At 59.7% G+C, this 26,997-nt stretch carries 20 protein-coding genes; 6 read left to right on the forward strand and 14 right to left on the reverse strand.

Annotated elements, in window-relative coordinates:
• Positions 1 to 11 precede the first annotated feature (11 nt).
• The 5 genes from ROSERS_RS08235 to ROSERS_RS08255 form a co-directional block, all read right to left on the reverse strand.
• Entirely contained in the window at positions 12 to 842 is an 831-nt protein-coding gene (locus ROSERS_RS08235; RefSeq protein ID WP_011956333.1) for a PhnE/PtxC family ABC transporter permease, read from the reverse strand.
• Positions 842 to 1,630, reverse strand: a complete 789-nt coding sequence (phnE, locus tag ROSERS_RS08240; RefSeq protein ID WP_011956334.1) for a phosphonate ABC transporter, permease protein PhnE — start codon at positions 1,628 to 1,630, stop codon at positions 842 to 844. The genes ROSERS_RS08235 and phnE overlap by 1 nt, the downstream gene beginning before the upstream one ends.
• Positions 1,620 to 2,405 (reverse strand): phosphonate ABC transporter ATP-binding protein, encoded by a 786-nt coding sequence (gene phnC / locus ROSERS_RS08245; RefSeq protein WP_011956335.1) that lies wholly within the window; start codon positions 2,403 to 2,405, stop codon positions 1,620 to 1,622. The genes phnE and phnC overlap by 11 nt, the downstream gene beginning before the upstream one ends.
• A gap of 67 nt (positions 2,406 to 2,472) precedes the next feature.
• Positions 2,473 to 3,534, reverse strand: coding sequence for a phosphate/phosphite/phosphonate ABC transporter substrate-binding protein (locus tag ROSERS_RS08250; protein ID WP_011956336.1), 1,062 nt, complete (start codon positions 3,532 to 3,534; stop codon positions 2,473 to 2,475).
• A gap of 260 nt (positions 3,535 to 3,794) precedes the next feature.
• A complete protein-coding gene (locus ROSERS_RS08255; RefSeq protein ID WP_157041009.1) occupies positions 3,795 to 4,559 on the reverse strand; it encodes an RDD family protein in 765 nt (254 codons plus the stop codon).
• An 85-nt stretch (positions 4,560 to 4,644) separates the two neighbouring features.
• On the opposite strand from ROSERS_RS08255, the gene ROSERS_RS24060 reads away from it, so the two are divergent.
• On the forward strand, positions 4,645 to 6,453 hold the full coding sequence (locus ROSERS_RS24060; RefSeq protein ID WP_011956338.1) for a CAP domain-containing protein: 1,809 nt from the start codon (positions 4,645 to 4,647) through the stop codon (positions 6,451 to 6,453).
• 720 nt (positions 6,454 to 7,173) lie between these two features.
• Here the strand turns inward: ROSERS_RS24060 and ROSERS_RS08265 are convergent.
• The 8 genes from ROSERS_RS08265 to ROSERS_RS08305 all read right to left on the reverse strand — a co-directional run bounded on the left by ROSERS_RS08265 (position 7,174) and on the right by ROSERS_RS08305 (position 18,399).
• Positions 7,174 to 8,427, reverse strand: coding sequence for a hypothetical protein (locus ROSERS_RS08265; protein ID WP_011956339.1), 1,254 nt, complete (start codon positions 8,425 to 8,427; stop codon positions 7,174 to 7,176).
• Between the two features lie 448 nt (positions 8,428 to 8,875).
• On the reverse strand, positions 8,876 to 9,547 hold the full coding sequence (locus tag ROSERS_RS08275) for a histidine phosphatase family protein (protein ID WP_011956340.1): 672 nt from the start codon (positions 9,545 to 9,547) through the stop codon (positions 8,876 to 8,878).
• A 346-nt stretch (positions 9,548 to 9,893) separates the two neighbouring features.
• The gene (locus ROSERS_RS08280; protein ID WP_011956341.1) at positions 9,894 to 10,463 is read right to left on the reverse strand and encodes a ribbon-helix-helix protein, CopG family; all 570 of its coding nucleotides are present in this window, start codon (positions 10,461 to 10,463) and stop codon (positions 9,894 to 9,896) included.
• A gap of 560 nt (positions 10,464 to 11,023) precedes the next feature.
• Positions 11,024 to 12,937, reverse strand: coding sequence for a hypothetical protein (locus tag ROSERS_RS08285; RefSeq protein WP_083763361.1), 1,914 nt, complete (start codon positions 12,935 to 12,937; stop codon positions 11,024 to 11,026).
• Positions 12,938 to 12,975: 38 nt separating this feature from the next.
• The gene (locus ROSERS_RS08290; protein WP_011956343.1) at positions 12,976 to 13,836 is read right to left on the reverse strand and encodes an SEC-C domain-containing protein; all 861 of its coding nucleotides are present in this window, start codon (positions 13,834 to 13,836) and stop codon (positions 12,976 to 12,978) included.
• Between the two features lie 18 nt (positions 13,837 to 13,854).
• Complete coding sequence (locus ROSERS_RS08295; RefSeq protein ID WP_011956344.1) at positions 13,855 to 14,898, reverse strand: CaiB/BaiF CoA transferase family protein; 1,044 nt, start codon at positions 14,896 to 14,898, stop codon at positions 13,855 to 13,857.
• Positions 14,899 to 14,959: 61 nt separating this feature from the next.
• Complete coding sequence (locus ROSERS_RS08300; RefSeq protein WP_011956345.1) at positions 14,960 to 15,892, reverse strand: aminoglycoside phosphotransferase family protein; 933 nt, start codon at positions 15,890 to 15,892, stop codon at positions 14,960 to 14,962.
• Positions 15,892 to 18,399: an endopeptidase La gene (locus ROSERS_RS08305; RefSeq protein WP_011956346.1), complete on the reverse strand. Its 2,508-nt coding sequence runs from the start codon at positions 18,397 to 18,399 to the stop codon at positions 15,892 to 15,894. The genes ROSERS_RS08300 and ROSERS_RS08305 overlap by 1 nt, the downstream gene beginning before the upstream one ends.
• A 523-nt stretch (positions 18,400 to 18,922) precedes the next feature.
• Here ROSERS_RS08305 and ROSERS_RS08310 point away from each other — a divergent pair.
• The 4 genes from ROSERS_RS08310 (at position 18,923) to ROSERS_RS08325 (ending at position 22,345) form a co-directional block, all read left to right on the forward strand.
• Positions 18,923 to 19,180 (forward strand): hypothetical protein, encoded by a 258-nt coding sequence (locus tag ROSERS_RS08310; RefSeq protein ID WP_011956347.1) that lies wholly within the window; start codon positions 18,923 to 18,925, stop codon positions 19,178 to 19,180.
• A 103-nt stretch (positions 19,181 to 19,283) separates the two neighbouring features.
• Positions 19,284 to 19,466, forward strand: coding sequence for a hypothetical protein (locus ROSERS_RS08315; protein ID WP_041333337.1), 183 nt, complete (start codon positions 19,284 to 19,286; stop codon positions 19,464 to 19,466).
• A gap of 33 nt (positions 19,467 to 19,499) precedes the next feature.
• Positions 19,500 to 21,500 (forward strand): immune inhibitor A domain-containing protein, encoded by a 2,001-nt coding sequence (locus ROSERS_RS08320; RefSeq protein ID WP_011956348.1) that lies wholly within the window; start codon positions 19,500 to 19,502, stop codon positions 21,498 to 21,500.
• Positions 21,501 to 21,511: 11 nt separating this feature from the next.
• Positions 21,512 to 22,345: a PIG-L deacetylase family protein gene (locus tag ROSERS_RS08325; RefSeq protein ID WP_011956349.1), complete on the forward strand. Its 834-nt coding sequence runs from the start codon at positions 21,512 to 21,514 to the stop codon at positions 22,343 to 22,345.
• Here the strand turns inward: ROSERS_RS08325 and ROSERS_RS08330 are convergent.
• Positions 22,293 to 23,837 carry a ComEC/Rec2 family competence protein gene (locus ROSERS_RS08330; protein WP_157041010.1) on the reverse strand — a complete coding sequence of 515 codons (1,545 nt, stop codon included), beginning with the start codon at positions 23,835 to 23,837 and terminating at the stop codon, positions 22,293 to 22,295. The two genes, ROSERS_RS08325 and ROSERS_RS08330, sit on opposite strands and share 53 nt — an antisense overlap.
• 250 nt (positions 23,838 to 24,087) lie before the next feature.
• Here ROSERS_RS08330 and ROSERS_RS08335 point away from each other — a divergent pair, with 250 nt between their 5' ends.
• Positions 24,088 to 26,982 (forward strand): N-acetylmuramoyl-L-alanine amidase, encoded by a 2,895-nt coding sequence (locus tag ROSERS_RS08335; RefSeq protein WP_011956351.1) that lies wholly within the window; start codon positions 24,088 to 24,090, stop codon positions 26,980 to 26,982.
• Positions 26,983 to 26,997: the final 15 nt, after the last annotated feature.

The following is a 26,997-nucleotide window of genomic DNA, read 5'->3' on the forward strand; positions in this document are numbered from 1 at the left end:
TCCTTCGTTTATCAGTATGGACGCTGAAACCCGACGAACCCTTTCAGCCGGGTAGCAACCAGTTCCAGGAGAATAGCGAATATCAGCACAGCGTAGGTAAAGACACCCAATTCACGCAGGTCGAGATAGAAGGAACTGGCCATGAACATATCGAAACCAATACCGCCAGCGCCGGCAACAGCGCCCATGGCGATCGCCACAGAGAAATTGATCTCAAAGCGCACGAACGTCCAGGAGAGCAGGGCTGACGCCGACGACGGCGTCACTGCTTGAAAGACCATCTGCCACCAGTTTGCTCCACTCGCCCGCAGCGCTTCGAGCACTCCCGCGTCCAACTCTTCGAATGTCTCAGCATACGCCTTGACCAGATAGCCAATCGTGTGAAACGTCATCCCGATTACTGCTGCGATACTCCCCAAACCTGCCGTGACCGCGAAGAACAACACCCAGAGCACTGTCGGTACAGCTCGAATAAAAGCCATCACCCCCTTGACCACACCGGTAACCCGCCGTGGCGCCAGATTCTGTGCTGCAATCAGGGCGAGAAAGAACGCAATCGCCGCGCCCAATACGGTGGTGAGCAAGCCCAGGCCCACCGTAACCATCAATTCGCGAAACACATCCAACCAACTCAGGTTTTTCAGCCGCGCTTCGATCAGGACAACCCGGAAGTTGTTGAACATATCGCTCAGCGCAGTGAAGACATCGATATTGCGGGTGTCAATGGTGACCAGACCATACACGGTCAGAATCGCCAATACTATCAGGGTCGCTTGAATAGCAATATTGGCGGCATTGCGCGGTCGCACTCTGATGCGACGGGCGGGAACTGTTGTTTCCATTACAGTATCGTCCTGCGGATGGAGTTCGAGAGCATCTCGATCAGTATCACAGTGACAACCGTGACAAGGACCACCAGGCTCGCCGAACCATAACTGAAGTTCTTGAAATAGAGGTCAAACAAAAAGCCGATGCCGGTGCCGGTAAGGATGCCAACCAGCGTCGCGCTGCGAATATTCGTCTCGATCATGTACAGGAGCCAGCTGATCAGTTGCGGCAAACAGGCTGGAATGACACTTTGACTGATGATAGCGCCATAACCAGCGCCTGTCGCCCGCAGCGCCTCCACCGAGTCGGCGCCGATCTCGTCAATGGTCTCAATCATCACACGGGTGATGAAGCCGAAAGTCACAAAGAACAAAGCGAAAAAACCGGTAAACCCGCTCTGCCCGAACGAAAAGAGCAGGATGAGCGCCCAGACCGAGACATCGATATTGCGAAAGATGCTGGCCAATCCTCGCGCCGGCAGGCTCAACCACGGATGGGGGCGCGTTGTATTGGCGCCAAGCAGCGCAAGCCCTAACCCAAACAGCGCCGCAATCGTCGATGCAGCAATCGATACCAGCACCGTCTCCTGCAACTTTTCCAGAATGCGAGGCAAACGCGACCATGCCCGCTCATCGGGGATAAAGTTTGCCACCGCCCAGACAAACGCGCGTGGAACCGCCACAATTCCCTGGACGACATCAAACTGCGTGATCGCAATACTGCCGTAGGTGAGTGCGCCGAGAACCGCAAAAAAGAGGAGCGATTGCAACCGTCGGCGGCGGAAGAAGACATCAGGCGGCATAGCGTTCCTTCAAATCGAGAATCAGTTCACCGGCTTCTGAGCCGTAGATCTGGTATATCTGCGCATTGGTCAATGTATCCGGCGATCCATCGTAGACCACCTGTCCCCGATTGATGCCGATAATCCGCCGGGCATAGCGGAGCGCGACATCGACCTGGTGGAGATTGACCAGCACCGTGATGCCCATGGTAGCGTTGATGTCACGAAGCGTATCCATAATCACCTTCGCCGAACCCGGATCGAGTGAAGCAATCGGCTCGTCGCACAGGAGCATCTTCGGCTGTTGCACCAGCGCACGAGCAATGCCAACGCGCTGCTTCTGACCGCCGCTGAGCTGATCGCAACGTTTGTACATCTGCTCACTCAGCCCCAGGTTCTCGAGGATGCGTACCGCTTCGCGCTTCTCCGCTTCGCTGTACAAACCAAGAATGCCTTGCAGCGTGTTTTTGTAGCCAAGCCGACCGTGCAGCACATTTTCAATCACGCTCAGGCGATTGACCAGGTTGTAGTGTTGAAAGATCATGCCGATCCGGGTGCGGTGACGACGCAGGGCAACGCCGCGCAACTGTGGTACGCTCATGCCATCAAAGCGAATATCGCCGCCGCTGATATCGATCAATCGGTTGATGCAGCGCAGCAAGGTCGACTTCCCGGCGCCGGAAGGACCGATAATCGCCACAAATTCTCCGTCATGCACAGAGAAACTGACCGAATCAAGCGCGAGCGTCTCTCCACCGTAGCGCTTGGTGAGCGTATCGATTTCGAGCAGAGCCATAGAGCCTCCTTAAGCGACACCGGTTCCTGACAGGGGAGGAACCGGCGTCGCCATTGAACTGAAGGTATCAACGGGCGGCAAGCTCGCGGATCGGATTGAAGAAGGAGTCGTCAACCACAAGGAACCGCTCTTTATCGGTCTTGCGGAAGAGCGGCTTGAAACCAGCGTCAATTTCCGCCTTCGTGGCGAAGATACGCGGATTGTTGGCAATGGCGTCCGAGGTCAGAACGTCCTGCAACCGCTTGATCTCATCATCGCTCAGCATGCTGCGGTTGGCGACGAAAGGTGCATTAAGCACCGGAGTTGATGAGATGATGACAAACTCCGCGCCGGGGAACTTGTCAAACGGTTCGGAAGCATTGGCAAGCACGCGATACACAGCGCCAGGACGATTCTCTTGCCCCTCGACCAGTTCGACATAATTGCCGACACAGACATCACAGAAGGAAGCGACATCCGCCTTGCCCGACAGAAGGTTGACCGCCGAACCCTGGTGGGAACCGCCAAACAACACCTCGCCGAAGAACTTATTCGCACCACCTTCGATCAATTCGTCAGTCGAGAGATTCTTCCACTGATCCTGCTGACTGAAGTAGCGGACAATGCCCGCTGCCGGTACGCGAAAGCCGGAGGTCGAGCTGCTTGAGACGAATGAGAAGCGCTTTCCCTGGATATTGTCAATCGAAAAGGCGCCATCCTTCTGATACGCCCCTTCCTGACCGCGCGCTACCGCAAGCCAGCTGTAGTAAACGGCTGTCTCGACTCGACCATCAGAGCCACTCGGGATGACAAGCGGAATCACATTAGCGTTCTTTGCATGCGCCTGTACATAGGCTTCTGCGCCGAAGAAACCAAGATGCGCTGTGTTGTTCGCCAGCGCCTCAACCGCGATCAGGTAATCGGTGGTTGTGCGATGCTCGACTGGACGACCAAGAGCTTCACTTACTGCTTTGCCGATAGCATCGCGAGCATCATTAAGCTCAGCACCCGACTCATTCGGCAACCACGCGATAATAACGGGCGAATTTGCATTCGAGGTCGTACCGGTCGTGTTTCCGCCTTCGGATCCGCAGGCTGCGAGGACGATCATCACAGCCAGAACGATACATAAGAGCCGCATAGACCGCATAAGGGGCACTCCTCCTTGCAGGCATTACTGACGTTGGCACACCACCTGGAGCAGTCTATGCGATCAAGATTGTATGCAGGTAATGAAAGAATGATGCTACGATTAAGTTCTGCTAAAAGTTTCGCAAAACCTTTGCAAATTCAGCGCAATCAGGAGGCGATCACCGTTGCATCATTGATCCTGGCAGGAAGCGCGGGCACGGCATTCGTTTGCGCCGCTCAGCAGGTACAGGTGAATAATCTCACCCTGCTCACAGCGGATTACTGCCGTTCTTCGAGGCGCCGCAGCCGGCAGGCATGGACGACGCGCTCGATCAACCGTTCCGGATCGTCAGGCGGAAGACCGAGTCGCACCTGCAACCCTTCGCCCAACTGCATCGCCAGTTGCCGACGCACGGGTGGCGCCAGATCGCGGCGCTGATCGAGAAAGTCGCACAACAGCGCATAATCGTCGGGCGTCAACAGACCTGCATCGATGGCAAGATCATTATCATCTGGCGGAAGCGGCGTCTCCGGCGCTACGTTGGCAACGAGACTTTCCAGCGTCACGTCGGCGCGTTCACGCACCACCAGCGTACCGGCTGCCAGATCGCCCAACCGCCGTGCGCGCCCGTCGATAAACATCGCAATCACGCCAATGCCGTAAAACAACGGCAGGAAGTCGATAATGCGGATCAGATTCCGAATGACCGACCCAAGGACGGTCATCGGGCGCCCCCCTTCGGTTACAACCCGCAGCCCGATCAGGCGCTTACCGGGACTTTGCCCGTTCCATGTCAACTCGAACGCGATATAGTATCCCCAGAGGATGACGAACCCCAGTGTTGCTCCGATGGCAAGCCACACACTCTCCGCAAATTGGAGCATGCCAGCGACCTGAGCGACTGCAAGAAACAATGCCACTTCTGCCAGGATGATCAGCGCGCTGTCGATGATCGCCGCCAGAAACCGCGAGCCGATCCCGGCAATATCGTATGCCAGTTCGATCTGTTCTGGGGTCTCAACGATGTAGTCATTAATCTGCATTGATGCGGACATCCGTGTAGATATATACTCAGAACGCGGCGTTTTTGATGCCAGGGGTATTATATAGCGCCTTCGAGGTGTGGCGATGCGACGATTACTGCACCTGTTCCTTCTGGCTGGTCTTCTGATCGCTCTGGCGCATTACGTGCCGTATTCACATCCGTCGCCATCTCGTGCACTGGCGCACGCCGAACCCGCATATCAGACCGCCGATCTGCTCTACAATGAAGCGCGTACAGTCCACCTGGGAAATCTCGCCAGACGCGCCAATGGCATTCCGCCGTTGCGCTGGAACCGCCAGTTGACCGCTGCAGCGCGCTGGTTCGCGTGGGACTCGACCGAGAATCGTCCCATCGGGTATTGTGGCCACCAGGACACGAACGGAAACTGGCCCGTCTACCGGGCGCGCGCCTTCGGGTACCTGGGATTCGCAGGCGCAGAGAATGCGTTCTGTGGGTACGTTCCCCCCGAAGGCGCCATTGAAGGGTGGATGAACAGTCCCGGGCATCGCGCCAATTTGCTCGACCCCGCCTCGCGCGAAGTGGGACTTGGATACTACCAACGTTCCGGTGATGGGCGCGGTTATATCGCGCAAAAATTTGGCGTCGATTCCGCCTATGCACCCGTCATTATCGAAAACGAAGCGCCTTTCACTTCCAACCCCAGCGTCAACCTGTATATCTACAACCGGACGGAGCAGAGCGGTTTTGCGAGCATGGGTCCGGCAACGCAGATGATGGTCAGCAACGATGCCTGTTTTAGCGACCGTGCGTGGGAGCCGTTTGCCAGCCACAAGACGTGGACGCTGGAAGGCGGTCAGGGCTGGCGCACCGTGTATGTCAAAACGCGCGATGCACTCAATCGCACCGCAACGGTGAGCGATACGATTTACCTGGGAGAACCGCTGCCAGTGCAGGAACTCAGCGACGCGCATCTCAGCACGACGCAGCCATATGTGACCCTGTACCATCTCGATGGCGGCGGCCTGCCAATGGTGCAGTTCAGTCCGGGGTGGATCGCCGATGATACCTATCCGACATTTGGCAGGTTGTGGGGAGCCGGTGAACGTATCAGTGATCCCGACGCCTGGGGCGGCACAGCGTATCGACTCTTGCCGGGTAGCGGCGAGACATCGGCATGGGTGTGGGACACCACATTCATCAAGGACACGCCGATGACAGCATACATACGGTTGAAGACGGGCAGTAACGTCTCGAATCAAGAAATAGCGCAGGTGACGGTCAAGGGCGGCGGTGTCGAGTATGGTCCGCGCCGACTGCGCGGCGTCGATTTTGCCGCGCCCAACCAGTATCAGGAGTTCGCAATCGATTTTACGTTTCATTCGAACCCGAACGAGCCATTTCTCATCTTCCAGTTCTGGCGTAGCGGCACTACCGATATTTACGTAGACGCAGTGACCATCTTCAGCAGACCCCAACCGATAACCAGTCCATTGACGTGGAACGTGCCGGGCGGTAATTATCGCGGTCAGGGCGTTTGGGTGCGCTACACGGACGGTGTGCGCTTTTCGGGGATGGTCGAAGCTGCGACAACACCAATGCAACTCTTCGTATCCCCGACAGAACTGACATTCCTGGCAGCCAGGGATGGAACCCCTCCGCCTGCTGCATTTTTGCGGGTGGCGCCGGTATGTGCGGCGTTTACCTGGGAGATCAGCCATGATGCGCCCTGGTTGAATGCAGAGAAAACAGGGAGCGGCGCCAGAATCAGCGTGAACCCGGCTGGACTGAGCAACGGCATCTATTCAGGCAATGTCACGGTACGGGCAACCGGGGGCGCCAGTACAGCGTCAGTTTCCGTTCCCGTCAGATTGATCGTCGTGGATCGTTTGTTCCCGGTCTATCTTCCGCTGACAGCCAGGGGCTACTGGTGACTTCGGGTCACTCTTCCGCCGATAGCCGGGAGCTACCGGTGGTTGCCGGTCACTCTTCCGCCGATACCAGATCCTGATCGATAGGATACATTCCTGCCAGGGCAACGCATAGTCGTTCTGGAATATGCCTTGCTCTCTGGAACGGTGAGCGTCGCCGCACTGCCTGGGTGAGCGGGCGTCTCGCCCACAAGCGCCAGCGTTGCCGCACCGCCTGGGAGCGCGGTCATCCTGACCGCATGCAGCCTTATATAGTGTTTGAAGAAATAATCCGGTATAGCCCGCGCAGGTGGGCTTCGCCTTGTATAGCCAAGGGCTTATGAACTTTGAAGAAATAATCCGATGTAGCCCGCACAGGCGGGCTTCGCCTTGTATAGCCGAGGGCGTATGGTCGTTGAACAATTACTCCGCTATAGCCCGCGCAGGCGGGCTTCGCATTCCATAGCCGAGGGCGTATGGTCGTTGAGTAATTATTCCGCTATAGCCCGCGCAGGCGGGCTTCGCATTCCATAGCCGAGGGCTTCAGCCCGACGGCTAGCGCGGTAGAGCGGATTTATTTCTCAATCTCCATGAGCCCGACGGCTCATACGGTAGAGCGGATTTATTTCTCAATCTCCATACAAAGGCAGGTTTTTTGGCAAGCCCCTGCGTACCATCTCCCGTTTCAGCCATCAGGACGCCCAAACTCCCCCTTCTCCCCGTGTGGGTTGAAAGGGGGGGGATTTAGGGCGATTTCAGGCATTGGGACGGGTCATAGATATGCATGGTTACGCTGTCACCTATTTTGGGCAAGGGCTCCGGGCGCAACCACAAGCGGACCCAGCAGCGCCCTTGCGCCAGCAACCAGCGCAGGCGCCGACCTGCCCCCCGCCGGAGCAGGCTGATCACCCGCTGCGCCGTGCCGCTCCAGCGACGGCGCGGCGGCGCGCCCGTCGTCGGTGGCGCCCGGCGCAAGCGACCGGGCGGAACCCCCTGCGGTTCTGCATCGTCGATCCGCGTGCCGACGGCCACCGTCCACAGCGTGACCGTCGCCACCACCAGATACTGCCAGGCGACGGCATCCGGGTCCGTCACCTGACCGCGTTGCCAGTCCCAGCCCATCGATGTACTTTGGCGGAAGCCCGCCTCGTCCCAACTGCGCAGGGCATACCACGCGGCATCCACCTGCGCGGCTGGACGCTCGCCGAGCGGCGCCCACGGTTCCGCATGGCCTGCACCCCACGCCACTGCCAGCGTGCCCGCAATCCGCTTGGGTGCGTGCGTGAAGGCGACCCCCACGCCCACCCATCCATGCCCCGGTCCGGGCGCCAGGCGCAGCACCGACTGGCGCACCTGACCGGTCGGCGCGAAGGTCGACGTGGTACGCACCCGCATGATGGGATGGAACTGCTGCGACCGGATGGCGTGCCACAGCCGGGGGCTCCACACCCCCTGATCCGCCAGCGTGAGGACCTCCTGGTCGAGCGGCAGCGCGCTGCGGGCCCAGCGCAGCATCCGCTCCCAGTGCGGTTCCCACGCACCCGGTTGGTTCGCCGGGACGATCACCCAGGCGACCGGCAGGGCGGCGCCCCGATAGAGGACGCTCATGCGCAGCAGAACGACGTCATCGCGCCGATGGGAGGCATCCAGCCCGAGCACCAGCGGTCCGCCGGTCCAGTGCGCGCGAATCCAGCGGAGCAGGTCGGCGCCGCACGCCAGCGGACGGACCACCGGTGGCGCACCCGCTGCGGGTGGGTCGGCGGTGTCAATGCGATGGGCCGGGGCGGCGATCCAGGCGTCCCAGGCGTCCGCCAGGGTGGCGGCGCGGGCGATCCCGGCAGTGGCGAGCGCTGGCGCCAGCGCGGGACGATTGGCGCTCCCCGCCAAGAGGGCGCCCAAGACCCAGCGGGCCAGGGCGCGGCGCCGGTGACGCGACAAGCGCGGGAAGAGGGTCTGGATCTGCTGCTGCAGCAACCGTTCTGTGGACGTGCGGGACATACCATCCTCCGTGTCTCGCGATCCTTCCATGATCATGCTACCGACGGATCGGCCCGTGCGTTCGGTGGAACGGAAACGGTTGACAATCTGCCTGCGAGTCCCCCCCTTTCAACCCCTTGTGGGAGAAGGGGGTTGGGGGGATGAGGGGCAAAGGCGCACGGGAATGTAGAAAACCGCGCATCGCTCCCAGGAACGCTACCCTTGAGGGCAGACATCGCAGAATGGGAACGAACACTGGTGAACCGCGCATCGTGTTCTGCCCGATTTGATATCACTCCTCAGTTCTCGATTCTCAGTTCTCAGTTCTCAGTTCTCGATTCTCAGTTCTCAGTTCTCGGTTCTCAGCCCTCGGTTCTCAGTTCTCGGTTCTTGGTTCTCAGTTCTCAGTTCTCGATTCTCAGTTCTCAGCCCTCGGTTCTCAGTTCCTGATTCCCAGTCCTCATCTCAATCACGCCCGCTCTGCGTCGTCCACCTGCGTCTCCATCATGTCCGGCGCTTCGACAATGCCATCGAGGTGCGACATATCGTTCACGCTCAGGATTCGCCAGTCGTGTGCCTCACACGCAATGATTGAGAGCGAGGTGTTGCCAACGTGGAGCGGACGCGGCAATACACCGATTTTATCACGCGCAGCATGGAGCAACAGCGCGCGCGCCGGACCGCCGTGCGTCACCAGAGCGATAGTTTGCCCCGGTCGCTCGATGATCAGGCGCTCTACCACACCGACCACACGATCATAGAGTTGCCCAAAGGTTTCACCATCCCCGCCACGTGGGACATCTTCACCCGACTCAAAACGCTCCAACAGATCCGGAAATCGCAATCTGACCTCACTGCGGGTCAGACCGCTCCACGCCCCCACATCGATTTCGCGCAGCGCAGGCAATGGTTCGGGGATGACTCCCAAACGTTCAGACAGCAGCGCTGCCGTCTCCCACGCACGCTTCAGGTCGCTGCTATACAGCGCATCGAAGCGAATGCGTCGAGCAAAGAGACGTCGCGCAAGGCGTTGCGCCTGCAAGCGACCCGCATCGTTCAGCGGAATATCTGCTTTTCCCTGCCAGCGCCCCTGGAGATTCCAATCGGTCTGACCGTGACGGATGATGTAGAAGGTCGTCATTGTGTCTATCTTTCCTGTTTGAATACGAAAGGACGCTGTTGGCAGCGTCCCTTCTATCGTTTTCACCAGGAATTATACACGAACGAGGCACTGCTCTTCGTGTTTCAAGAACCGCCGATCTTCCGGTGAGGGAAAAAGGGCATCAGGACGCCCAGACTCCCCCTTCTCCCTTTGTAGGAGAAGGGGGCAGGGGAGATGCTCACAGGGGTGGATGTTCTGGCAAGCCCCTGCGTGCCATCTTCCGTTTCAGGCATCAGGACGCCCAGACTCCCCCTTCTCCCCTTGTGGGAGAAGGGGGTCGGGGGGATGAGGGGCAAAGGCGTACGGGCATAATCAAGACATGTTCTCATTCCTGCAACTGATCGCGCTCGACGATTTCAATCTCGCGTCCATCGGGATCGCGCAGACTGAAAGTCCGACCATACGCTTTATCGACGATCGGTGCACCCAGCAGGGGAATATTCCGCTCAACCAGGTAGAGGAGCACATCCTCCAGTGTTCCACGACAATTGAAGGAGAGGGTGATTGGTGGAGGAACGGCTTTTGTTCCCTGAAAAACGCTGCCGATGTCGCTATCAGAAGGTTCGTGAATGCCCAGCAGCATATCGCCCATACGCAGTTCAGCCCACTTGTGCTCACGATCCTCCACTGCCACCTGAAAGCCGAGTCGCCGGTAAAAACCGAGCGCAGCATCGAAATCGCGCGTGACAATGATCGGCATGGGAGTGATCGGCAGCGAAGATGGTGGACGCTGATCTCGCGGAATAGCAGATCCTTCTTCCAACGCCCGGCGCAACGCCGTTTCAACCAGACTGGAAAGTGACACACCTCGCTCAATCGCAGCATGCTTGATGGCACGAACCAGCGATGGCGGCAGGTAGATATTGAACTGTTGCTTCTTCTCGTCGTTCATCATTGTCGCTCCAAAATGAAAAGGGGAAGGGGAACAGTGACGTGTGCATAGAATGCTAGCATGCTAGTATATCTCAAAATGGCAGTGACCTCCCGCAATGAAAAGGGGAAGGGGAACAGTGACGTGTGCATAGAATGCTAGCATGCTAGTATATCTCAAAATGGCAGTGACCTCCCGCAATGAAAAGGGGAAGGGGAACAGTCGATGTGTAAATAGGATGCTAGCATGCTAGTATATCTCAAAATGGCAGTGACCTCCCGTTCCCCGTTGTGGCATACTGGCATACGTTGAAACGGAAATGACCTCCCTGTCCTTTATCTTCGCCATTCCTCCTCAGATCAGAACTGCTGGTCTGCGTGCTGCGAGGAAGCAACGATACTACCCTCCCCAAGCGCGTATATGCTTCCAGACCGTCTGGCGCCTGGTGAAAAAGGGCGACCGTCGGCTTGAGCAAAGACACCAGGTGTCATTTGCTGACCTGCTACGGGGTCAGTGGCGCCAGCGACGGCTTGATCCGCATACGAGGTCAGTAGCGCCAGCGACCGCTTGATCCGACAGACCTGTTACTGGGTTAGCGGAACCAGCGACGGCTTGACCCGCATGAGCACGCCACAGAACCAGAGCACGACCCCGCTCCAGGCGACGAACAGCAAGAGACTGCCGGTCACCCAGCGCCCGCCAGCACGCATTGTCAGCCGCGCCAGCGTCGCGCCAGCCGCCAGACAGATGAGCGGTGTGGCAAAGTAGATGTAGCGCGTCAATAACTGGAGAAAGACATACGAGAAGAAGAAGACGACACATACAAGCAACATTGAAATCACAACAGTACGTTGCAGGGGATGTCGTTGCTGCGAGACGAGCAGCAGCGGCAACCCTGCAACTGCAAGCGCCAGAACCGGGGACAGAAAACCGAGGATGAAAGCGCGTGCCACCAGTTCGATCCGCTCTGGCCATAACACCAGTCCCTCGCTGAAAGACGCGAGCGGGTCGAGTGTTGTCGGACTGCGAGGAGCATCAGCCAGCGGCGCGGCAGCCGCAGTAAAATAGACCGGCACAGTGAAAACGACTGTAAGGACCAGTCCGCTGACCATGGCGTTCCATTCACGATGAGGGAGCGCTCGCCTTCCGAACAGGACGACCAATCCCAGCAGCGCTGCCAGCGTTACCAGTGCGCCTATGTGGGTTGTCAGGCACAACACAGTGACGAGCGTCAACAGCGCCAGATGCGACCTGGTGGGATCACGGGTCAGACGAAGCAGGAGCCAGAGGAGCAACACCCACCACACCTGGGCGATCGCATTGGCGGCAAAGCCCCACCACATCATGGTCATTGAAATCGGCAGCGCGACGTACAGCGCCATCGCCAGCAGTCCGGCACGCGCCGTCAATCCGAATTCGCGCGCTATCAGTAGCAGCAGCAGGGCGATCAGCGCATCCAGCAGCGCAACGCCGAACTGCACCGTCAGACGCATATCTCCGAGCGCCAGATGCAGCGGCAGCAGAACGATATAGGCGGCAGGCGGATTGAACGTTTGCCGGTTCTGGAATTCGGCAGGGGTTGAGTACAGGTAGAGAGAGCCGCTTGCAACGGTGCGCAACCAGCGCGTGTGGACGTGGATATCGCGGGCATCAAAGAGCGGATGGACCGCCCCCAACAATCTTACGAGCAGAGCAGCTGCGAGCAGCGCCCACGCGATGCGCGCCTGGATGCGGTTGAGCCAGGGTCTCGACAACTCCCGACCTGAGCTGCCAGCATCCGCGATCCGCTCCAGCAGGCGCGTCATGCGGGGTGCGACGATCCATGTCGCAATCAGGAGGGCAGCAACGACGACCAGCCAGGAGATCAATCCCAGGCTGACCCAGAGTGGTTCAGTCGTATTCAGACCCGCCAGCGCAACCGACGAGAGAATGCCGCACGTCAGCGCAACACGCTCTGGCAGCATGAGGCGGGCGATCAGTGCGAGTGTCAGCCCGAGCAGGAGCGCCTGACCGGTGAATTGCTCCCACGCCAGCCCTTCTCCACTGCTGAGTGCACGCAATGCAATCCAATCGATTGCGATTCCCAGGCGACGACTATCTTCAGACGGCGTATGGGTATCGCTGTGCAGGGTGATGTTGAGGGTCAACCCTGCCATTTCGGATGGTAGCATAACCGCATACGTTCGCAGGTTGGGCGTGGTGCGGAACGCGCCCCACATCCGGTCTGCGATCATCATACGCACATTCGGATTTGGAATGCCCTCCGGTCGCCATCCGTGAGCACGGATTTGTAGTATCCGGTAACGAGTGTGGATGTTAGGGATCGTGATTGTGGTGATCGCCTGGGTCCAGCGGTAGTTTTCAAACGCATTTTCTTCTCTGCCATGCACGCCACGCAACACGGTGTGATCACCCCATTGACCAACGTCTACGCGCAGTTCGGTCGCAGCATTAAGACTGTACCACAACGCTGGCAGCGTCAGGAGCCATATGATCATCAGCCAGAATGCCGAATGTTGAGTTCCGCCTTCCACCTTCAACCTTCCACCTTCTCGTCATTATCATCCCCCTTCCGCCCTACCAACCCGATCGATTCTCCGGCAAGATGCAGGGCAACCCTGGTTTGCAGGATGATCTGCTCCAGCAGCGAGGGGTCTGGCGCTTCAACAGGGAGCGCCATCACAAAATGGTTCAAAATCTCGGATTTCGCACGCAGCAGGTCGTCGAAACCGGCATCGGCGCAGTCGCGGCGGAAGGCTTCAAGGTGCAGTCCGGCAAACTCGCGCAACTTTCCGGCGGTGTCGGGAGTCAAATGCGCCGCAGCGCCGCCGATGACCCGCTTCGCTCCTGCTGGCAGCAGATGCCCGACAACCACATCCCCAGTCGCAAGCCGGCGCGATGCTGCGCTGTCGGCTATGACATACGACTGTTCGCTTAACAGGTCGTGCACCTCGATCTCCTGCCCCTTGCGAATGGTATCAACAACCCAGGCGCGCAGCCCAACCCCCGCCCATTGGGGCAGCAGTTGCCGCTCCGGCTCACTCAGGTCAAGCGCTGAGTCGTCCGCCGCCAGTCGCTCGACCAGGGTTTGCCCGTCGTCGAGGCGGTAATCGAACGCGAGCCAGGTGAGAAATCGGTCGGCGCCGCGATCTTCCAGGTCGTCGAGTTCGGCGAGTTGCTCCGGTGCATACTTGCCGTTCCAGTAGCGTTGCAACGCATTGGGGACAACCTCCGGAATGGCGCGTGCGGCATCGATAATCTTCGGCAGCAATGTGTCGACAGACCGACGGAGCCGTAACTGTTCGGCGCGTGCGGCTTCTTCGCGCGGCAGACAGCACTGTTTGTATTTCTTGCCGCTGCCGCATGGGCAGGGATCGTTCCGTCCAACTGCTGGCATATGCGTCTCCTGAACGTGTTATGGTATGTCCCATTCGCGCAGAATTGCTGCGGTATGCTCGCCGTGGCGCGGCGCAGGCGCCTCTGCCGGAACCCCTCCTGCGGCGAATGGCAGCGGCGCATAGGAGCGCGCTTCTTCCAGCGTTGCGGCTACGGCGCATGGAACGTCGGCGGTGCGGAGCAACACTTCCCATTCATGCGCCGGACGCTCCGCCAGCAGTGCAGCGATTTCCGCAGTGAGCGATTCCTGATTCAGTTCGGCGAAGCGTGCCCGCCATTCGGCTCGACCAACGGCGTCACAGAATGCGTTCCAGAACTTCTCTTCAAGTGCAGCAAGCGCCAGATAACGCCCGTCACTGCAACGGTACAGGCGATAACCGGCGCGTCCGCCGCGCAGTAGATCGCCAAAGCGGAGCGGCATCCCCATTTCGGCGCGCTCGGTGAGCAACAGGGCGCCAATGCTTTCTTCGAGCGTGACCGGCACGTGTCGCCCTTCACCGCTCGTCTGACGTGCTGCCAGTGCTGTGACAATGCCAAGCGCAGCGAAGAGACCGCCGACGAGATCGGCGAGCGGCAACGTAGGGTGCGTCGGCGATCCCGCTGTCAGACAGAGCGCACCCGCCACCGCCTGATAGGTGATGTCGTGACCTGCTGCGGTTGCCAGTGGGGTGTCGGCGGCATACCCCGCCAGCGAACAGGTGATCAGGCGTGGATTGTCGCGACGCAGTATGTCCAATCCGACCCCAAAACGATCCAGAACGCCTGGACGGAAACTTTCCACCAGCACATCGGCGCGCTTTGCCAGCTCGCGCAGGATACGCCGCCCCTCGGCAAGGTTGAGATCGATGATTATGCTGCGTTTGCCACGGTTCAGGGCGGTAAAAACAGGATTCATACCGTCAGGACCGTAGGGCGGCAGCATGCGCAGGTAGTCCCCCATACCCGGCGGCTCGACTTTGATGACCTGCGCGCCGAGGTGCGCCAGCAGAAGGGTTGCATACGGACCGGGGATCAATCGCGAGAGATCGAGCACGGTCGTACTGGCGAGCGGCGAATGGTTCATAGAGGACTCCAGAATCTTAGCCAGAAGATGACCAGATGTACGATGTCCTTTGAGGGCGCCCCTACCGCAGAACCACCCCGTATAACGCTTCGGCGCACGCAAGCGCTTCTTCCCAGCCATGCCCGTGATCCTCATACGACCACCAGGCAGACAGAACAGCCTGCGCCAGTCCCCATCCGGCGATGCGTTCGCGCTCAAAGCCAAGCGCTTCTGCAAGCAGATCGACCCGTCGCGTCATGATACGCACAAGCTCGCTCTGCACGCGCCAGGGTGGCGGGTTGCGCAGCAGCGCCCCCACCTCGTACATTGGCTCGCCAACCACGCCTTTCGGGTCGATCGCCAGCCAGGGCGTGCGTTGCGCCGTCAGCACATTTTCCTGATGGAGATCGCCGTGCAACACTACCGGCGCTACGCTCGAAGCATCAAGTTCGGCGTACAACCGCTCCGCCGCGTCTGTCAGCGCCGATGGAAACGGACCGCTGCCATCGTCGAAGGAGCGTCGCATCCGTGCAAACCCTTCGCCCCAGGTTGCGGTCGTCGGAAAAGGATGCTGGTCGGGTGCCTGGCGCCAGATCTGCTGCATCGTTTCAGCGGCGATAAGAACAGTCCGATCATCCGGCTCCAGACGACGCAACGACGTTCCGGGCAGCAGGCGCTCAACCAGCAGTGCGCCGCGCGCTTCATCGGCTGCAAGCAACCGGACGCAGCCGCGCCCGTCAAAGAAGCGCAAGGCGGCAACTTCGGTTGTCAGATCAGGGTCAGGTACGCCGACCTTCAGAACCAGCGGCTCGCCATTGTCTCGAATCGCTGGTGCGACGTAATTGTACGTCAGGTTGGGAAATGGCGGCAGAATGGTCAACGACCAGGACTCTGCGAGGGCGTCAAGGAGTGAGGGCAGTCGCTCCAGCCAGATGTTGCCCGACGCACCGTAGCGTTCGATGATCGTGCGGCTGAAGGCTTCGAGGTGTGAAGCGTGCATGTTGACCCACACCATCAGGGTTGCGCTCCGTTGACCGTCGTTTCTTCCGCAGCCAGGCGTTTGTCGCTGCTGCGTTCGCACAGCGCGCACCTGATGACATCCATCATATGATCGACATACACAAAGTTCAGCCGACGCTTCACATGCGCCGGCACTTCTTCGAGATCGACCGCATTGCGTCGCGGTAGAATAATGGTATGAATACCGGCGCGATGCGCGCCCAGCACCTTTTCTTTGACGCCGCCGACGGGCAGCACCCGCCCACGCAGCGTGATCTCACCCGTCATCGCCACATCCCGGCGCACCGGTCGTCCGGTAAACGCCGAGATCAGCGCCGTCGCCATGGTGATCCCGGCTGATGGACCGTCCTTCGGGACGGCGCCGACCGGCACGTGGATGTGAATGTCGGTCGTCTCGAAGCGCTTGGGTTTGATGCCCAGCGTCTCCGCATTTGATCGCGCAAATGAGAGCGCTGCCTGCGCCGACTCGCGCATGACCTCGCCAAGTTGCCCGGTAAGCGACAATACGCCGCGCCCTTTCATTAACGAGACCTCAACTGCCATCACATCGCCGCCGTTGGCTGTCCAGCTCATCCCCGTTGCGACGCCGATCTCGTCCTGCTGCTCGGCAAGCCCGTAAAGGTATCGTGGCGGACCAAGATAACGCATCAGCGCAGAAGGATGAACAATGTGCGCATAACTGCGTCCTTCTGCGACACGTCGCGCCACTTTCCGGCAGATAGCGCCGATTTCGCGTTCGAGATTCCGCACCCCCGCTTCATAGGTATACCCGCGAATGATCTGTCGCAGGGCGCTATCGCTGAAACGGAGCGCCGCGCCGGGAAGGTTCTCCAGGGATGCATCCCGGTTATGCACGGCTGCAACCGCGCTCTGGGCGGCATACTCCGGGCTGGCGAGACCATTCGCCTCCAGTTGCCGCGGTACGAGAAAACGCCGCGCGATTTCCAGTTTTTCCTCTTCGGTATACCCCGGCAGATGAATGACCTCCATCCGGTCGCGCAACGCTGGCGGTATCGGATCGAGCAGATTTGCGGTAGTGATGAACAGCACCCGCGACAGGTCGTAGGGCAGGTCGAGGTAATGGTCGGTAAACGCAACATTCTGCTCCGGATCGAGGACTTCGAGCAGCGCTGATGCCGGGTCGCCGCGAAAATCACTGCCCAGTTTATCGATCTCATCGAGCATGAACACCGGGTTGATCGTGCCAGCATCTTTCATCGCCTTGATAATCCGCCCCGGCAACGCACCGATATAGGTGCGACGGTGCCCCCGAATCTCCGCCTCGTCGTGGACGCCGCCGAGCGAAATGCGCACAAAGCGCCGTCCCAACGCTTCGGCGATAGAGCGTCCCAGCGATGTCTTGCCAACACCCGGCGGACCGACGAAGCAAATGATCGGCGACTTAAGGCGCGGACCGGCAAGCATCCGGGCTGCCATAAACTCCAGAATACGCTCCTTCACACGCGGCAACCCGTAATGGTTCCGTTCGAGCGTCGCCGCTGCGCGCACTAAGTCGGTGTCATCTTCCGTTTGCTGGCTCCAGGGTACGTGGATCAACCAGTCGAGGTAGGTCCGCAGCACACTATACTCAGGCGATGCTGGCGGCATCATTTCCATGCGCTCCAACTCTTCGAGCGCTTTCGCCTGGGCGCGTTCCGGCATTGCTGCCGCCAGAATCCGCTCACGCAGTTCATCCATCTCGCGCTGGATCGGGTCGGTCTGTCCGAGTTCGCGCTGGATGGCTTTCATCTGCTCACGCAGAAAGAACTCGCGCTGCGACCGGTCGACTTCCTTCTGAACCTGGGTGTGGATGCGGCTCTCAAGTTCGAGCACATCGAGTTCCTGGGAGAGCATGATCGAGAGGCGACGCAACCGTTCCTCGACATCGAGCGTCTCCAGGATTTCCTGGCGACGCGGCACGTCGAGCGGCAGCGTGGAAGCGATCAGATCCGCCAGCCAGCCCGGTTCGCTCACGTTCATCGCCATGATGTAGGCATCATCGGGCAGGGTGCGCGACAGTTTGACGACCTTCTCGAAAAGCGACAGCACCGCGCGCATCATCGCTTCGACCGCAATGGTTTTCTCGGTGTTCTCGTAAATAGCGACGCTGTGCGCATGCAGCGCCTGGCGATCCTGGATATATTCGACCACACGCATCCGCCGCTGACCCTGAACGACGATTGAGATCGATCCGTCGGGCATCTTCAGAATGCGCTGAATCACCGCTTCCACGCCGATAGTGTACAGGTCGGCGGGTCCGACATCCTCAATATCCGGCTCACGCTGCGCAACTGCCAGGATCATGCGGTCGCTGCTCATCGCTTCCTCGATGGCGGCAACCGAACGTTCGCGCCCGACAAACAGCGGTGTCAGCATATGCGGGAACAGGACGGTATTGATCAACGGTACAACCGGCAAGACCCGTTCCTGTCCCTGTCCATCGATCAGCACCGACTCCGGGTTGAGCGGGAAATCGAAGAGAATTGGTGATTCTTCTGGCATGGCGCCCTCATATATGGCGGACCGAAAGCCAACGGTATGCAATGGATTATAGCATGACGCAGAAAGGGTCGATGTGGAAAGGCAGAACGGGCAGAATCATGTGGCAGGCGCTCTCTGGACAGTCTCGTATGATCAGCGAACACTGCTGCGACAAAATCGCACACATCTCGCCACAAAATCGAAACGATCGCAATCGATGATGCCTGCTATACTTGAAGCGGGGCAAGCGGAAGGCTTCGGATACACCGGATAGACATTCTACCGCACCTCGCACAAATCACGCACAAAAAGGGCTTCACAGGGAGCGAACGAGTCGGTATAATACACTCTGCAGCAGCGCAGGTGCTCCCGGTTTCACAAAGAATCTTCATCGACCGGGCTTCGCCAGCGACGCCACCCGGACAAACGCACCTCGCACTCGACGCTATGCATGAATCTGCTGCCCGAAGCAGCATAACCACGTCAGGCGACACATGAGATCCCGTCCAGTCAGCAGAGAACTTATCACATTCGGAGGAACAGTATGGTGGAGCTGATTGTACAGATTGTCGTCATCACTCTCTGGGGCGCAATGATTGCCATCCATACGCGCCGATTGCTGCGTCTGGCGCGCATCGAAGCGCCGGTCTCCCTTCGGGGTCGTGAGTTGCGCCAGAATCTGTCGCGCGTCTGGTGGTGGTTGGGTCGTGAAGAGTTCTGGCGTGCTGTTCAGGTCGATGGGATGCGCTGCACGCAGATGACCCTGATGCTCTTCTTGCTGGCGCTCGGGCTGCTCGTATAGTCAGCGTTCCACCTCGCGGCGCCGAATGCCGCACGCAATACTGTAAGGTCACCGTCTGGAGTCTGGCAGAAGCGCGGCGTGTTGTGCATACGAGCAGATCGCAATGGCGCGACCGGCGCTCGGTGATAACAATGCGCCGCGCCCACGTTTTGTGTATACCTTCATCGTAACCCTCCTCGACTGCGCCTCACTCCTTGCTGCATCGATCAGCGGTCTCTGCCCACACGACAACGCGATCTTTCGTTTGCCGAACCCGGTGATCCGGCAGACGCATTCAGCAGTATAATAGCCCCGAACCGATGGGCAGGAATCTCGGACCATGCATTCACCCCGTGCGCGCCAGCGATCAACGTTACTCTCCGTTCTCGCAACATGCGCCATCGTTGCGATCCTGTCAGCATGCACAGCTCCCTCAGAGAAGCCGCCGATTGCACCCTCACCAACACCGCTCAGCACGCTGCCGACGGTAGCGCCATCTGCGACCCCTGCGCTTCTTTCTGCCACCCCCATTCCTTCGCCGGTTGCGGTTGCTGCGCCCATCGACGAGATTGCCGCAATTGCTGCACATCAACCCGCTCCGCGCGACCAGCACGCGCTGGCGGTTGCATTCAACGGCATCGATGCGCCAGACGCGGGGTGGAGAGAGCCGCTCGACGTGCAGCCCGGCGCAGTGGAGACATTCTGGGTGGCGGATGTCTCGAACGGTGTCAACTACACCGTTACCGCACAGTTGCGCTATGCCGGTCCGGTGGTGTTGATGTATGTCGATACAACGCTCGATATTCCGCAGTACGACATCGAACGGTCGGCAAAGGTCTTCGAGGAGCGGATCTACCCGCGTAATCGTTTCCTCTTCGGCGCGGAACGAGTCCCCGGTATTGATGGCGATGTGCGCCTGACCGTTTTGAATACGCGCATTCGCGGCGCTGGCGGCTATTTTTCCTCCGCCGACGGCGTTTCGCGCGCGGTGAATCGCTTCAGCAACGAGCGCGATATGTTCGTGATCGATGCAGTTGCATTTCCACCCGGCAGCGAGACGTACAACGCAACACTGGCGCACGAATTTCAGCATATGATCCACTGGCATCGTCAGCCGCGCAGCCCTGCCTGGTTCAATGAAGGTCTCTCAACACTCGCCGAAGACCTCAACGGTCTGGGTGACAACGGCGCTACACTTGCGTATTTGCGCAATCCCGATACACAGTTGACAACCTGGTTCTCGGGGAGTGGCGTGTCGCGGCACTACGGCGCAGCGCAACTCTTCATGCGCTACGTGTACGAACAGTATGCTGGCGAAAGTCGCCCTGCCGACTGGATTGACGCCGACGCGGGTAACAACCCGCAGGCGCTCGCCGATCTCGCTGCCCGTCGTCGTCCGGATGTGGTGCGTTTCGAGCATCTGTTTGCCGATTGGGCAGTGGCAAATGTGTTGAACGATCCATCGGTCGGCGATGGGCGCTATGCGTACCGCGGTTTGCCTGTGCGCGCCGCGACTGCGCCGCTGTCGGCAGGAACAACCGCCGCCGATGTGCGTCAGTTCGGCGTGGATTACTTTGGTCCGCTCGAAGGTCCGCTGACGATCCGTTTCGATGGCGCGGATACGGTATCGCTCGTCGGCGCACTGCCGGTTGAAGGACGCTTCGCGTGGTGGAGCAACCGCGGCGACGAGAGTGTTTCGACCCTGACGCGGCGTTTCGACCTGCGCCGCGTAGCGCAGGCGACGCTGCGCTTTCGTCTCTGGCACGAATTAGAGCGTCACTACGACTACGCTTTCGTGACGGTTTCAACCGATGGCGGCGTGCGCTGGCAGACGCTTCCCGGTATCACAACCAGCACCGATGATCCTCAGGGGCATAATCTGGGGCACGGTTTCACCGGTATCAGCGGGGCGCCGGAAGTCGCGCTCGGCAGCGTGCGCGGGCGCTGGATCGAGGAGCGCATGGATCTGACGCTGTTTGCCGGGCAGGAGGTGCTGGTGCGCTTCTGGGTCATCTCAGACGCGGCGATCAACGGTCCCGGTCTGTTAATCGACGATATCCAGATTCCGGAGATTGGTTTTGCCGATGGCGCAGAAACCGATGATGGCGGGTGGCAGGCGGAAGGGTTCGTGCGCACCTCTGGAATCCTGCCGCAGCGCTGGACTCTGCGCCTGATCGTGTTTGATGGCGACCATGTGCAGGTCGTTGCCCCCGCTGTCGATAGTCAGGGGCGCGCTGAGATGCAGATAACCGAAGGTCAGCGCGCGATCCTGATCGTCAGCGGCGTCACTCCTGGTACAACTGAACCAGCCTCATACAGCATCGACGTGTCGATACCATAAGGAGTTTCACAATGGCGGACGAACGATTGAGAATCCTGATCTTCGGCGCGCATCCCGACGATGTGGATTTCACTGCCGGAGGCACGGCGGCGCTCTATGCGCGTCAGGGGCACGAGGTGCTCTGTGTGTCGGTCACCAACGGCGATGCCGGGCATCAGACCGAAGCCGGAGCGTACCTTGCGCGTCGCCGTCGCGCGGAAGCCGAGGCTGCCGGAAAGGTCATCGGCGCGCGCTATATTACGCTCGACAACCACGATGGCGAACTGTTGCCGACCCTGGAGAATCGCCGTCAGATCATTCGCCTGATCCGTCAATTCAAGCCGGATCTGATGATGTCGCCACGTCCTAATGACTACCATCCTGATCATCGCTATACGGCGCAGTTGATCCAGGACGCCGCCTACATGGTGACGGTTCCGAACGTCTGCGCCGATACGCCGCACCTTGAATCAAACCCGGTGATCGTCTATGTGAGCGACACGTTCCAGAAACCGTATCCCTTCACTGCCGATGTGGTCGTTGCCATCGACGAGGTGATCGACCTGAAGTTTGCCATGCTGCATGCGCATACGTCGCAGATGTACGAATGGCTGCCCTACAATCAGGGCATCCTGCACGAGGTTCCCGAAGGCGATGCTGAACGCCTTGCGTGGCTGCGTCGTCGCCTCGATGGGCGTATGCGCCAGGACGCGGATCGCTTCCGTGATCTGTTGATCGAACTGTACGGCGCCGGACGCGGACGCACTGTGGTCTATGCCGAGGCGTTCGAGGGGTGCGAGTATGGCGGGCGGCTCACGCCGGAGAACCTGCACCGCCTCTTTCCGTTCTTTCCGGCAGAGCGGTAAGTGGCGGACGGCTCCCATCTTCCACCGTGGCATTCCACAACCACGCTCCGATGACAATCGTATAGTACGCCAGCAGCAACCAGAGCGGGAAGGGTGGCAGTTGCACCGCAGCCCAGGGCAACTGCCCGAACAGACGAGCGCCCTCCGTCAGCCAGGCGAGAAACAGATAGGCAGGCAGCGCCAGCAATTGTCCCAGCGGCAGCCAGATCATCCCGCCGACCAGCGCCAGCGCCCCGAAGAGCATCGCCGACGGTACCATCGGCAGCATGACCACATTTGCAATAGGGGCGATCAGCGAAAGATTGCCAAAGGCATAGAGAATAAGCGGCAACGCCAGAATCTGCGCTGCCAGCGTTGCCGTCAACGCCTCCCGCGCCCAATCGAGCCATCCGGCGCGCAACGGCGTCCGCATAAGCAACGCCTCAGTCCCTTTGCCATACGCAAACAGCGATGCGGTTGCCAGTGCGCTCAGTTGAAACCCCATATCCCATAGCGTCTGCGGATTCCACAAGGTCATCGCCCAACACGCAGCAAAAAGGGTCGTCCACGCATGCGCCGGGCGTTCCAGGCGCTGTCCCAGCACGACAATGCTGCCCATCACCGCCGCACGAATGACAGTCGGCGTGGCGCCGACGAACAGAGTATACACCCAGATCGTGATCAGAACCGTCCAGAACGCCTTGCGCCGCGCCAGTTTCATCCCATCCGCAAGGCTGTACAGCGCCGCACTGATAATCGTGATGTTCCAGCCGGAGATCACCAGAATGTGCGATGTGCCCGTAGCGCTGAAATGATCCAGCACATCATCAGGGATCGACGATTGCAGCCCCAGCAGAATGCCAACCGCCAGCGCCGCCTGTGGTTCAGGAAGTTCACGCAGAAGCGTCTGACGCGCCCGGTCGCGGAATCCGAGCAACGTCGCCATCACCGGATTCCCCTGATTCACTGCAATCAGGCGCGACCGTTCCGGCTTCATAAGTGAAAAAATGCCGCGTCGCGCCAGATAGACCCGATAATCGAAGTCGCCTGGACGCGCCGCCGCACGCGGGGTTGTGAGCACTCCGGTCAACTCCAGCCTGTCCCCATAAAAGCGCTCCGGGTAACGCGGCAGGGTCACCAGCGCCAGACCTTCGGCTGGCTTCCACGTACCGCCGCTGCGAACGCTCTCGGCGGCGAATATGACCCGTTGCCCATCGGCAAGACGACGCGGGTCTTCGATAATACGCCCGCGGATCTGAACCTCAGCGCCGTCGTTCAGCAGGCGAATGCTGTGGGGAAGGATTGGAATCTCCGCCGCTGCCAGGCGGGCGCCGCCCGCAGTCGCCACACACAGCACAAGGAACACCATACGGATCAGCGCGCGCCGCCGCAGAACGATTGCCGCAACGCCACATCCCACGCTGCCAGCGACGAGATGCCAGAGCGGCAGGTGCAACGCATCGGCGAGAAACACGCCAATCATCCAGGCAATTGCGAGAATAATCAGAGTCATGGTCAGCCACCCTGCCAGTGCTACCGTATCGGTAAAGAAAAAGTTACTGCCCGTCTGCCGGATGAGCCGCTTTACAGTTCGATTACAGACCGGCATATCTTTTTACCGCATCAGGAAGCCATAAACTGCTCTTTGTCCGCAACCCGTCCAGATGGTTGTCAGACGTGTATCAGACGCACATCAGTAGTGTCATAGCCCTATGGTCTACGATAGAACTGCGGAGAATACTGCTAGAGAAGGAGCGATTCGTATGCGCGTCCTGATTATTGCACCACTACGTCTCGTAACCATCGCCATGATGCTGCTCATCGTGCTTTCTCTGGTGCTGCCGTTTCACTCATCAGACGCTCAGGAGAAGACAGGAGATCTGCTGCCTGAACGAACCGTCGCTGTACCGGGTGGCGATGCTGCGCTGGCGATGATCGACGAGGCGGGATCGTACCTGATGGCGCCGGTTCAAACGACGCGCCCGTTCAGTCACCTTGTGATCCGGTACGACGCGCAGGTTCCACCCGGTGCAACGCTGACCCTCTTCGTGCGCACGTCGGATGATGGGGTTGGCTGGACCGAATGGGCGGAACTGGTCAGCAGCGATGATCTGCGCCGTCCTGAAGATAGTCCGGATGTGGTATGGAGCGACATTATTGATGTCGGATCGTTGATGCGCTTCTGGCAGGTACGTGTGCTCATGTCGCCTGCACCGGATGGCGCCCTGCCGATCCCCGGCGTGATTGAGGCGCACACTGTCGATGCACTGACAGGTCCGGCTACGCCTCCGGCGACAGAATTTGTACTGCCCCAGAGCACAGGTCCAGGCAAGCCGCCGGTCGTATCCCGCACGGCATGGGGTTCGCCAGATGGTCAGGGGAGTCGCGCGCGCCCGGCATATTATCCGGTTAGCCACATCATTGTCCACCACACTGCGGACGGAAACACACTTTCGCCAGGGCAGCCGAACTGGGCGGCGCGTGTGCGCGCCATCTGGTCGTTCCACGCGATCACGCGCCAGTGGGGGGATATTGGATACAACTATTTGATCGATCCCAACGGCGTTATCTACGAAGGACGCTCTGGCGGCGACGACGCTGTCGGATTTCACGATACCGCCAACTACGGGTCGATGGGCATCGCGTTGATCGGGACATACTCCGGTGTTGCGCCAACCCCTGCCGCGCAGGAGTCGCTGGTGCGCCTGATCGCCTGGAAAGCAGCGCAGAAGGATATCGACCCGCTCGGTCGTTCGTACTACTACGGATGCTCCCGGTCGAGCAAGTGTCTGCCGTTCAATCCAGGGGCTATTGTTCCCAACATCGCCGGTCACCGTCAGGTCACGCCGGGTCATACCACATGTCCAGGCGATGCAACCATGGCAATCCTTCCCGACCTGCGGAACCGCGCGCTGGCACTGATGCGCGGCAGTGATGGAACATATGACAACGGCGATCTGGTCATCGATGAGCGGGAGAGCGGTTTCAGCCGGAGCGCCGCTAACTGGTACAGCGCAGCCTGCGGTGCGGGTGGTCATGCACTGTACACCTTTGCGACGAATAACCCGGCGGAAAGCGCTAACCGCGGCGTCTGGCGCCCCAACCTGCCCTACCGCGGCACGTATCGCGTTCTTGCGCATATCCCGCGCGATTGTGGACTCGGACCGCTGACCGGTCGCGCCAGGTATGTGATACACAGCGCCAGCGGCAGTGTTACGGTTCCAATCAGCCAGGAAAGTGTCGAAGGGTGGGTTGATCTTGGCGTCTACACCTTCGACGCCGGCAGCAACGGCGCGGTCGAACTCGACGATCTGACCGGCGAACCGCTGTCTGCCAGGCGAATCGTCATGTTCGATGCGGTGAAATGGGTTCCTGAACATTCCCAGGCTTCGGCGCAAATTGTGGCGGTGCGGTTCGCGCGGGAGACGCTTGCCGCTGGTGAATTGCTCCGCGTTGATGTGACGGTGCGCAATACTGGATCGACCATCCTCTCCGGGCAGGAGCCGCGTGTTGATCTGACTGCCGGCGGCGGCATGAACGATCCGGCAAACGCATATGTCTATGAACAACACGAATGTTTTGCTGGCAGTCCGACCGGCGCATTTCCGACATTTCCGAAAGAAGCGGGCAGGATTCGCATTGCGCTTGGCATGCCGGGTTGGAGCGCACTGTATGGCGGCGGATGCGCCGGTCCAACCTCGGATTACCCGTGGCGCTGGGGCTTGAATGGCGACCTGGCACCGGGCGAAGAGCAAACGATCACGGGATATGTCCGCTTCCATACGCCAGGAGCATACCCGCTGCGGGTGGGTATGGTACACGAATATGTGCGCTACCTGGCGCAGGATGTCGCCGCAACGACGATCACGGTCACTGATGAGCGTACTCCGCCCGATGCGGCGACCTTCGACGAATGGTTGCGTCCCACCGCGTGGGTGTACCGGCTCGACGCCGTACCCGACAGCCTTCTGGCGCGTGCTGGCGAAGCGCAGGCGCTGCTGTCCGGGGTGGAAGTCGGCAGTTTTGTCTGGCACGGTGAACTGCTCGATTGGGGCGATGGCGGACCGCTTGGGCTGCATGATCGCTTCGTCATTGCGCAAACGCGCATTTTTTATGCGCCGATCAGCGGCGAATACACCTTCCGTACCATCAGCGATGACGGCTCATGGTTGCTGGTGAACGGACAAACAGTTGTTACGAATAGCGGTCTGCATGATCGCACCGAAGCAACGGGAACCATCTACCTGGACGCAGGCTTCCATGCGCTCTCAGTTGTCTTCTTTGAACTGCGCGGCATGGCGGTGTCAGGGTACGATGTGCGGTTGCCCGGTTCTGGCACATTCCAGCAGATACCCGACGGATTGAGTGATACGCCGCGTTTGGGCGGAACATTTCTATCTCCGGCAGCATTGACGCTTGCCGCCGATGACCGGGGCGGCAGCGGCGTCACTGCGATCCGCTGGAGCCTGAATGGATCGACGTGGCAGACTGCCGTCGGATCGATTGTGCGCATCAACCTGCCATCCGATGGACTCTTCCATGTACGCTATCGGGCGATTGATGCAGCTGGCAACGAAGGTCCTGTGCGCGAACTGAGGGCGCGCGTCGACTCGAACATGACGATCCATCGGGTGACATTGCCTTTGGTGATGCGGTAACTATAGCCAACGTTG

Source organism: Roseiflexus sp. RS-1, from assembly GCF_000016665.1.
Lineage (GTDB): Bacteria > Chloroflexota > Chloroflexia > Chloroflexales > Roseiflexaceae > Roseiflexus.

Bases quoted from the DNA above. Each gene is read 5' to 3' on its own strand.
- ROSERS_RS08235 (WP_011956333.1), bottom strand. From the start codon at position 842: ATGGAAACAACAGTTCCCGCCCGTCGCATCAGAGTGCGACCGCGCAAT.
- phnE (WP_011956334.1), bottom strand. From the start codon at position 1,630: ATGCCGCCTGATGTCTTCTTCCGCCGCCGACGGTTGCAATCGCTCCTC.
- phnC (WP_011956335.1), bottom strand. From the start codon at position 2,405: ATGGCTCTGCTCGAAATCGATACGCTCACCAAGCGCTACGGTGGAGAG.
- ROSERS_RS08250 (WP_011956336.1), bottom strand. From the start codon at position 3,534: ATGCGGTCTATGCGGCTCTTATGTATCGTTCTGGCTGTGATGATCGTC.
- ROSERS_RS08255 (WP_157041009.1), bottom strand. From the start codon at position 4,559: ATGCAGATTAATGACTACATCGTTGAGACCCCAGAACAGATCGAACTG.
- ROSERS_RS24060 (WP_011956338.1), top strand. From the start codon at position 4,645: ATGCGACGATTACTGCACCTGTTCCTTCTGGCTGGTCTTCTGATCGCT.
- ROSERS_RS08265 (WP_011956339.1), bottom strand. From the start codon at position 8,427: ATGTCCCGCACGTCCACAGAACGGTTGCTGCAGCAGCAGATCCAGACC.
- ROSERS_RS08275 (WP_011956340.1), bottom strand. From the start codon at position 9,547: ATGACGACCTTCTACATCATCCGTCACGGTCAGACCGATTGGAATCTC.
- ROSERS_RS08280 (WP_011956341.1), bottom strand. From the start codon at position 10,463: ATGATGAACGACGAGAAGAAGCAACAGTTCAATATCTACCTGCCGCCA.
- ROSERS_RS08285 (WP_083763361.1), bottom strand. From the start codon at position 12,937: ATGATCATATGGCTCCTGACGCTGCCAGCGTTGTGGTACAGTCTTAAT.
- ROSERS_RS08290 (WP_011956343.1), bottom strand. From the start codon at position 13,836: ATGCCAGCAGTTGGACGGAACGATCCCTGCCCATGCGGCAGCGGCAAG.
- ROSERS_RS08295 (WP_011956344.1), bottom strand. From the start codon at position 14,898: ATGAACCATTCGCCGCTCGCCAGTACGACCGTGCTCGATCTCTCGCGA.
- ROSERS_RS08300 (WP_011956345.1), bottom strand. From the start codon at position 15,892: ATGGTGTGGGTCAACATGCACGCTTCACACCTCGAAGCCTTCAGCCGC.
- ROSERS_RS08305 (WP_011956346.1), bottom strand. From the start codon at position 18,399: ATGCCAGAAGAATCACCAATTCTCTTCGATTTCCCGCTCAACCCGGAG.
- ROSERS_RS08310 (WP_011956347.1), top strand. From the start codon at position 18,923: ATGGTGGAGCTGATTGTACAGATTGTCGTCATCACTCTCTGGGGCGCA.
- ROSERS_RS08315 (WP_041333337.1), top strand. From the start codon at position 19,284: ATGGCGCGACCGGCGCTCGGTGATAACAATGCGCCGCGCCCACGTTTT.
- ROSERS_RS08320 (WP_011956348.1), top strand. From the start codon at position 19,500: ATGCATTCACCCCGTGCGCGCCAGCGATCAACGTTACTCTCCGTTCTC.
- ROSERS_RS08325 (WP_011956349.1), top strand. From the start codon at position 21,512: ATGGCGGACGAACGATTGAGAATCCTGATCTTCGGCGCGCATCCCGAC.
- ROSERS_RS08330 (WP_157041010.1), bottom strand. From the start codon at position 23,837: ATGACTCTGATTATTCTCGCAATTGCCTGGATGATTGGCGTGTTTCTC.
- ROSERS_RS08335 (WP_011956351.1), top strand. From the start codon at position 24,088: ATGCGCGTCCTGATTATTGCACCACTACGTCTCGTAACCATCGCCATG.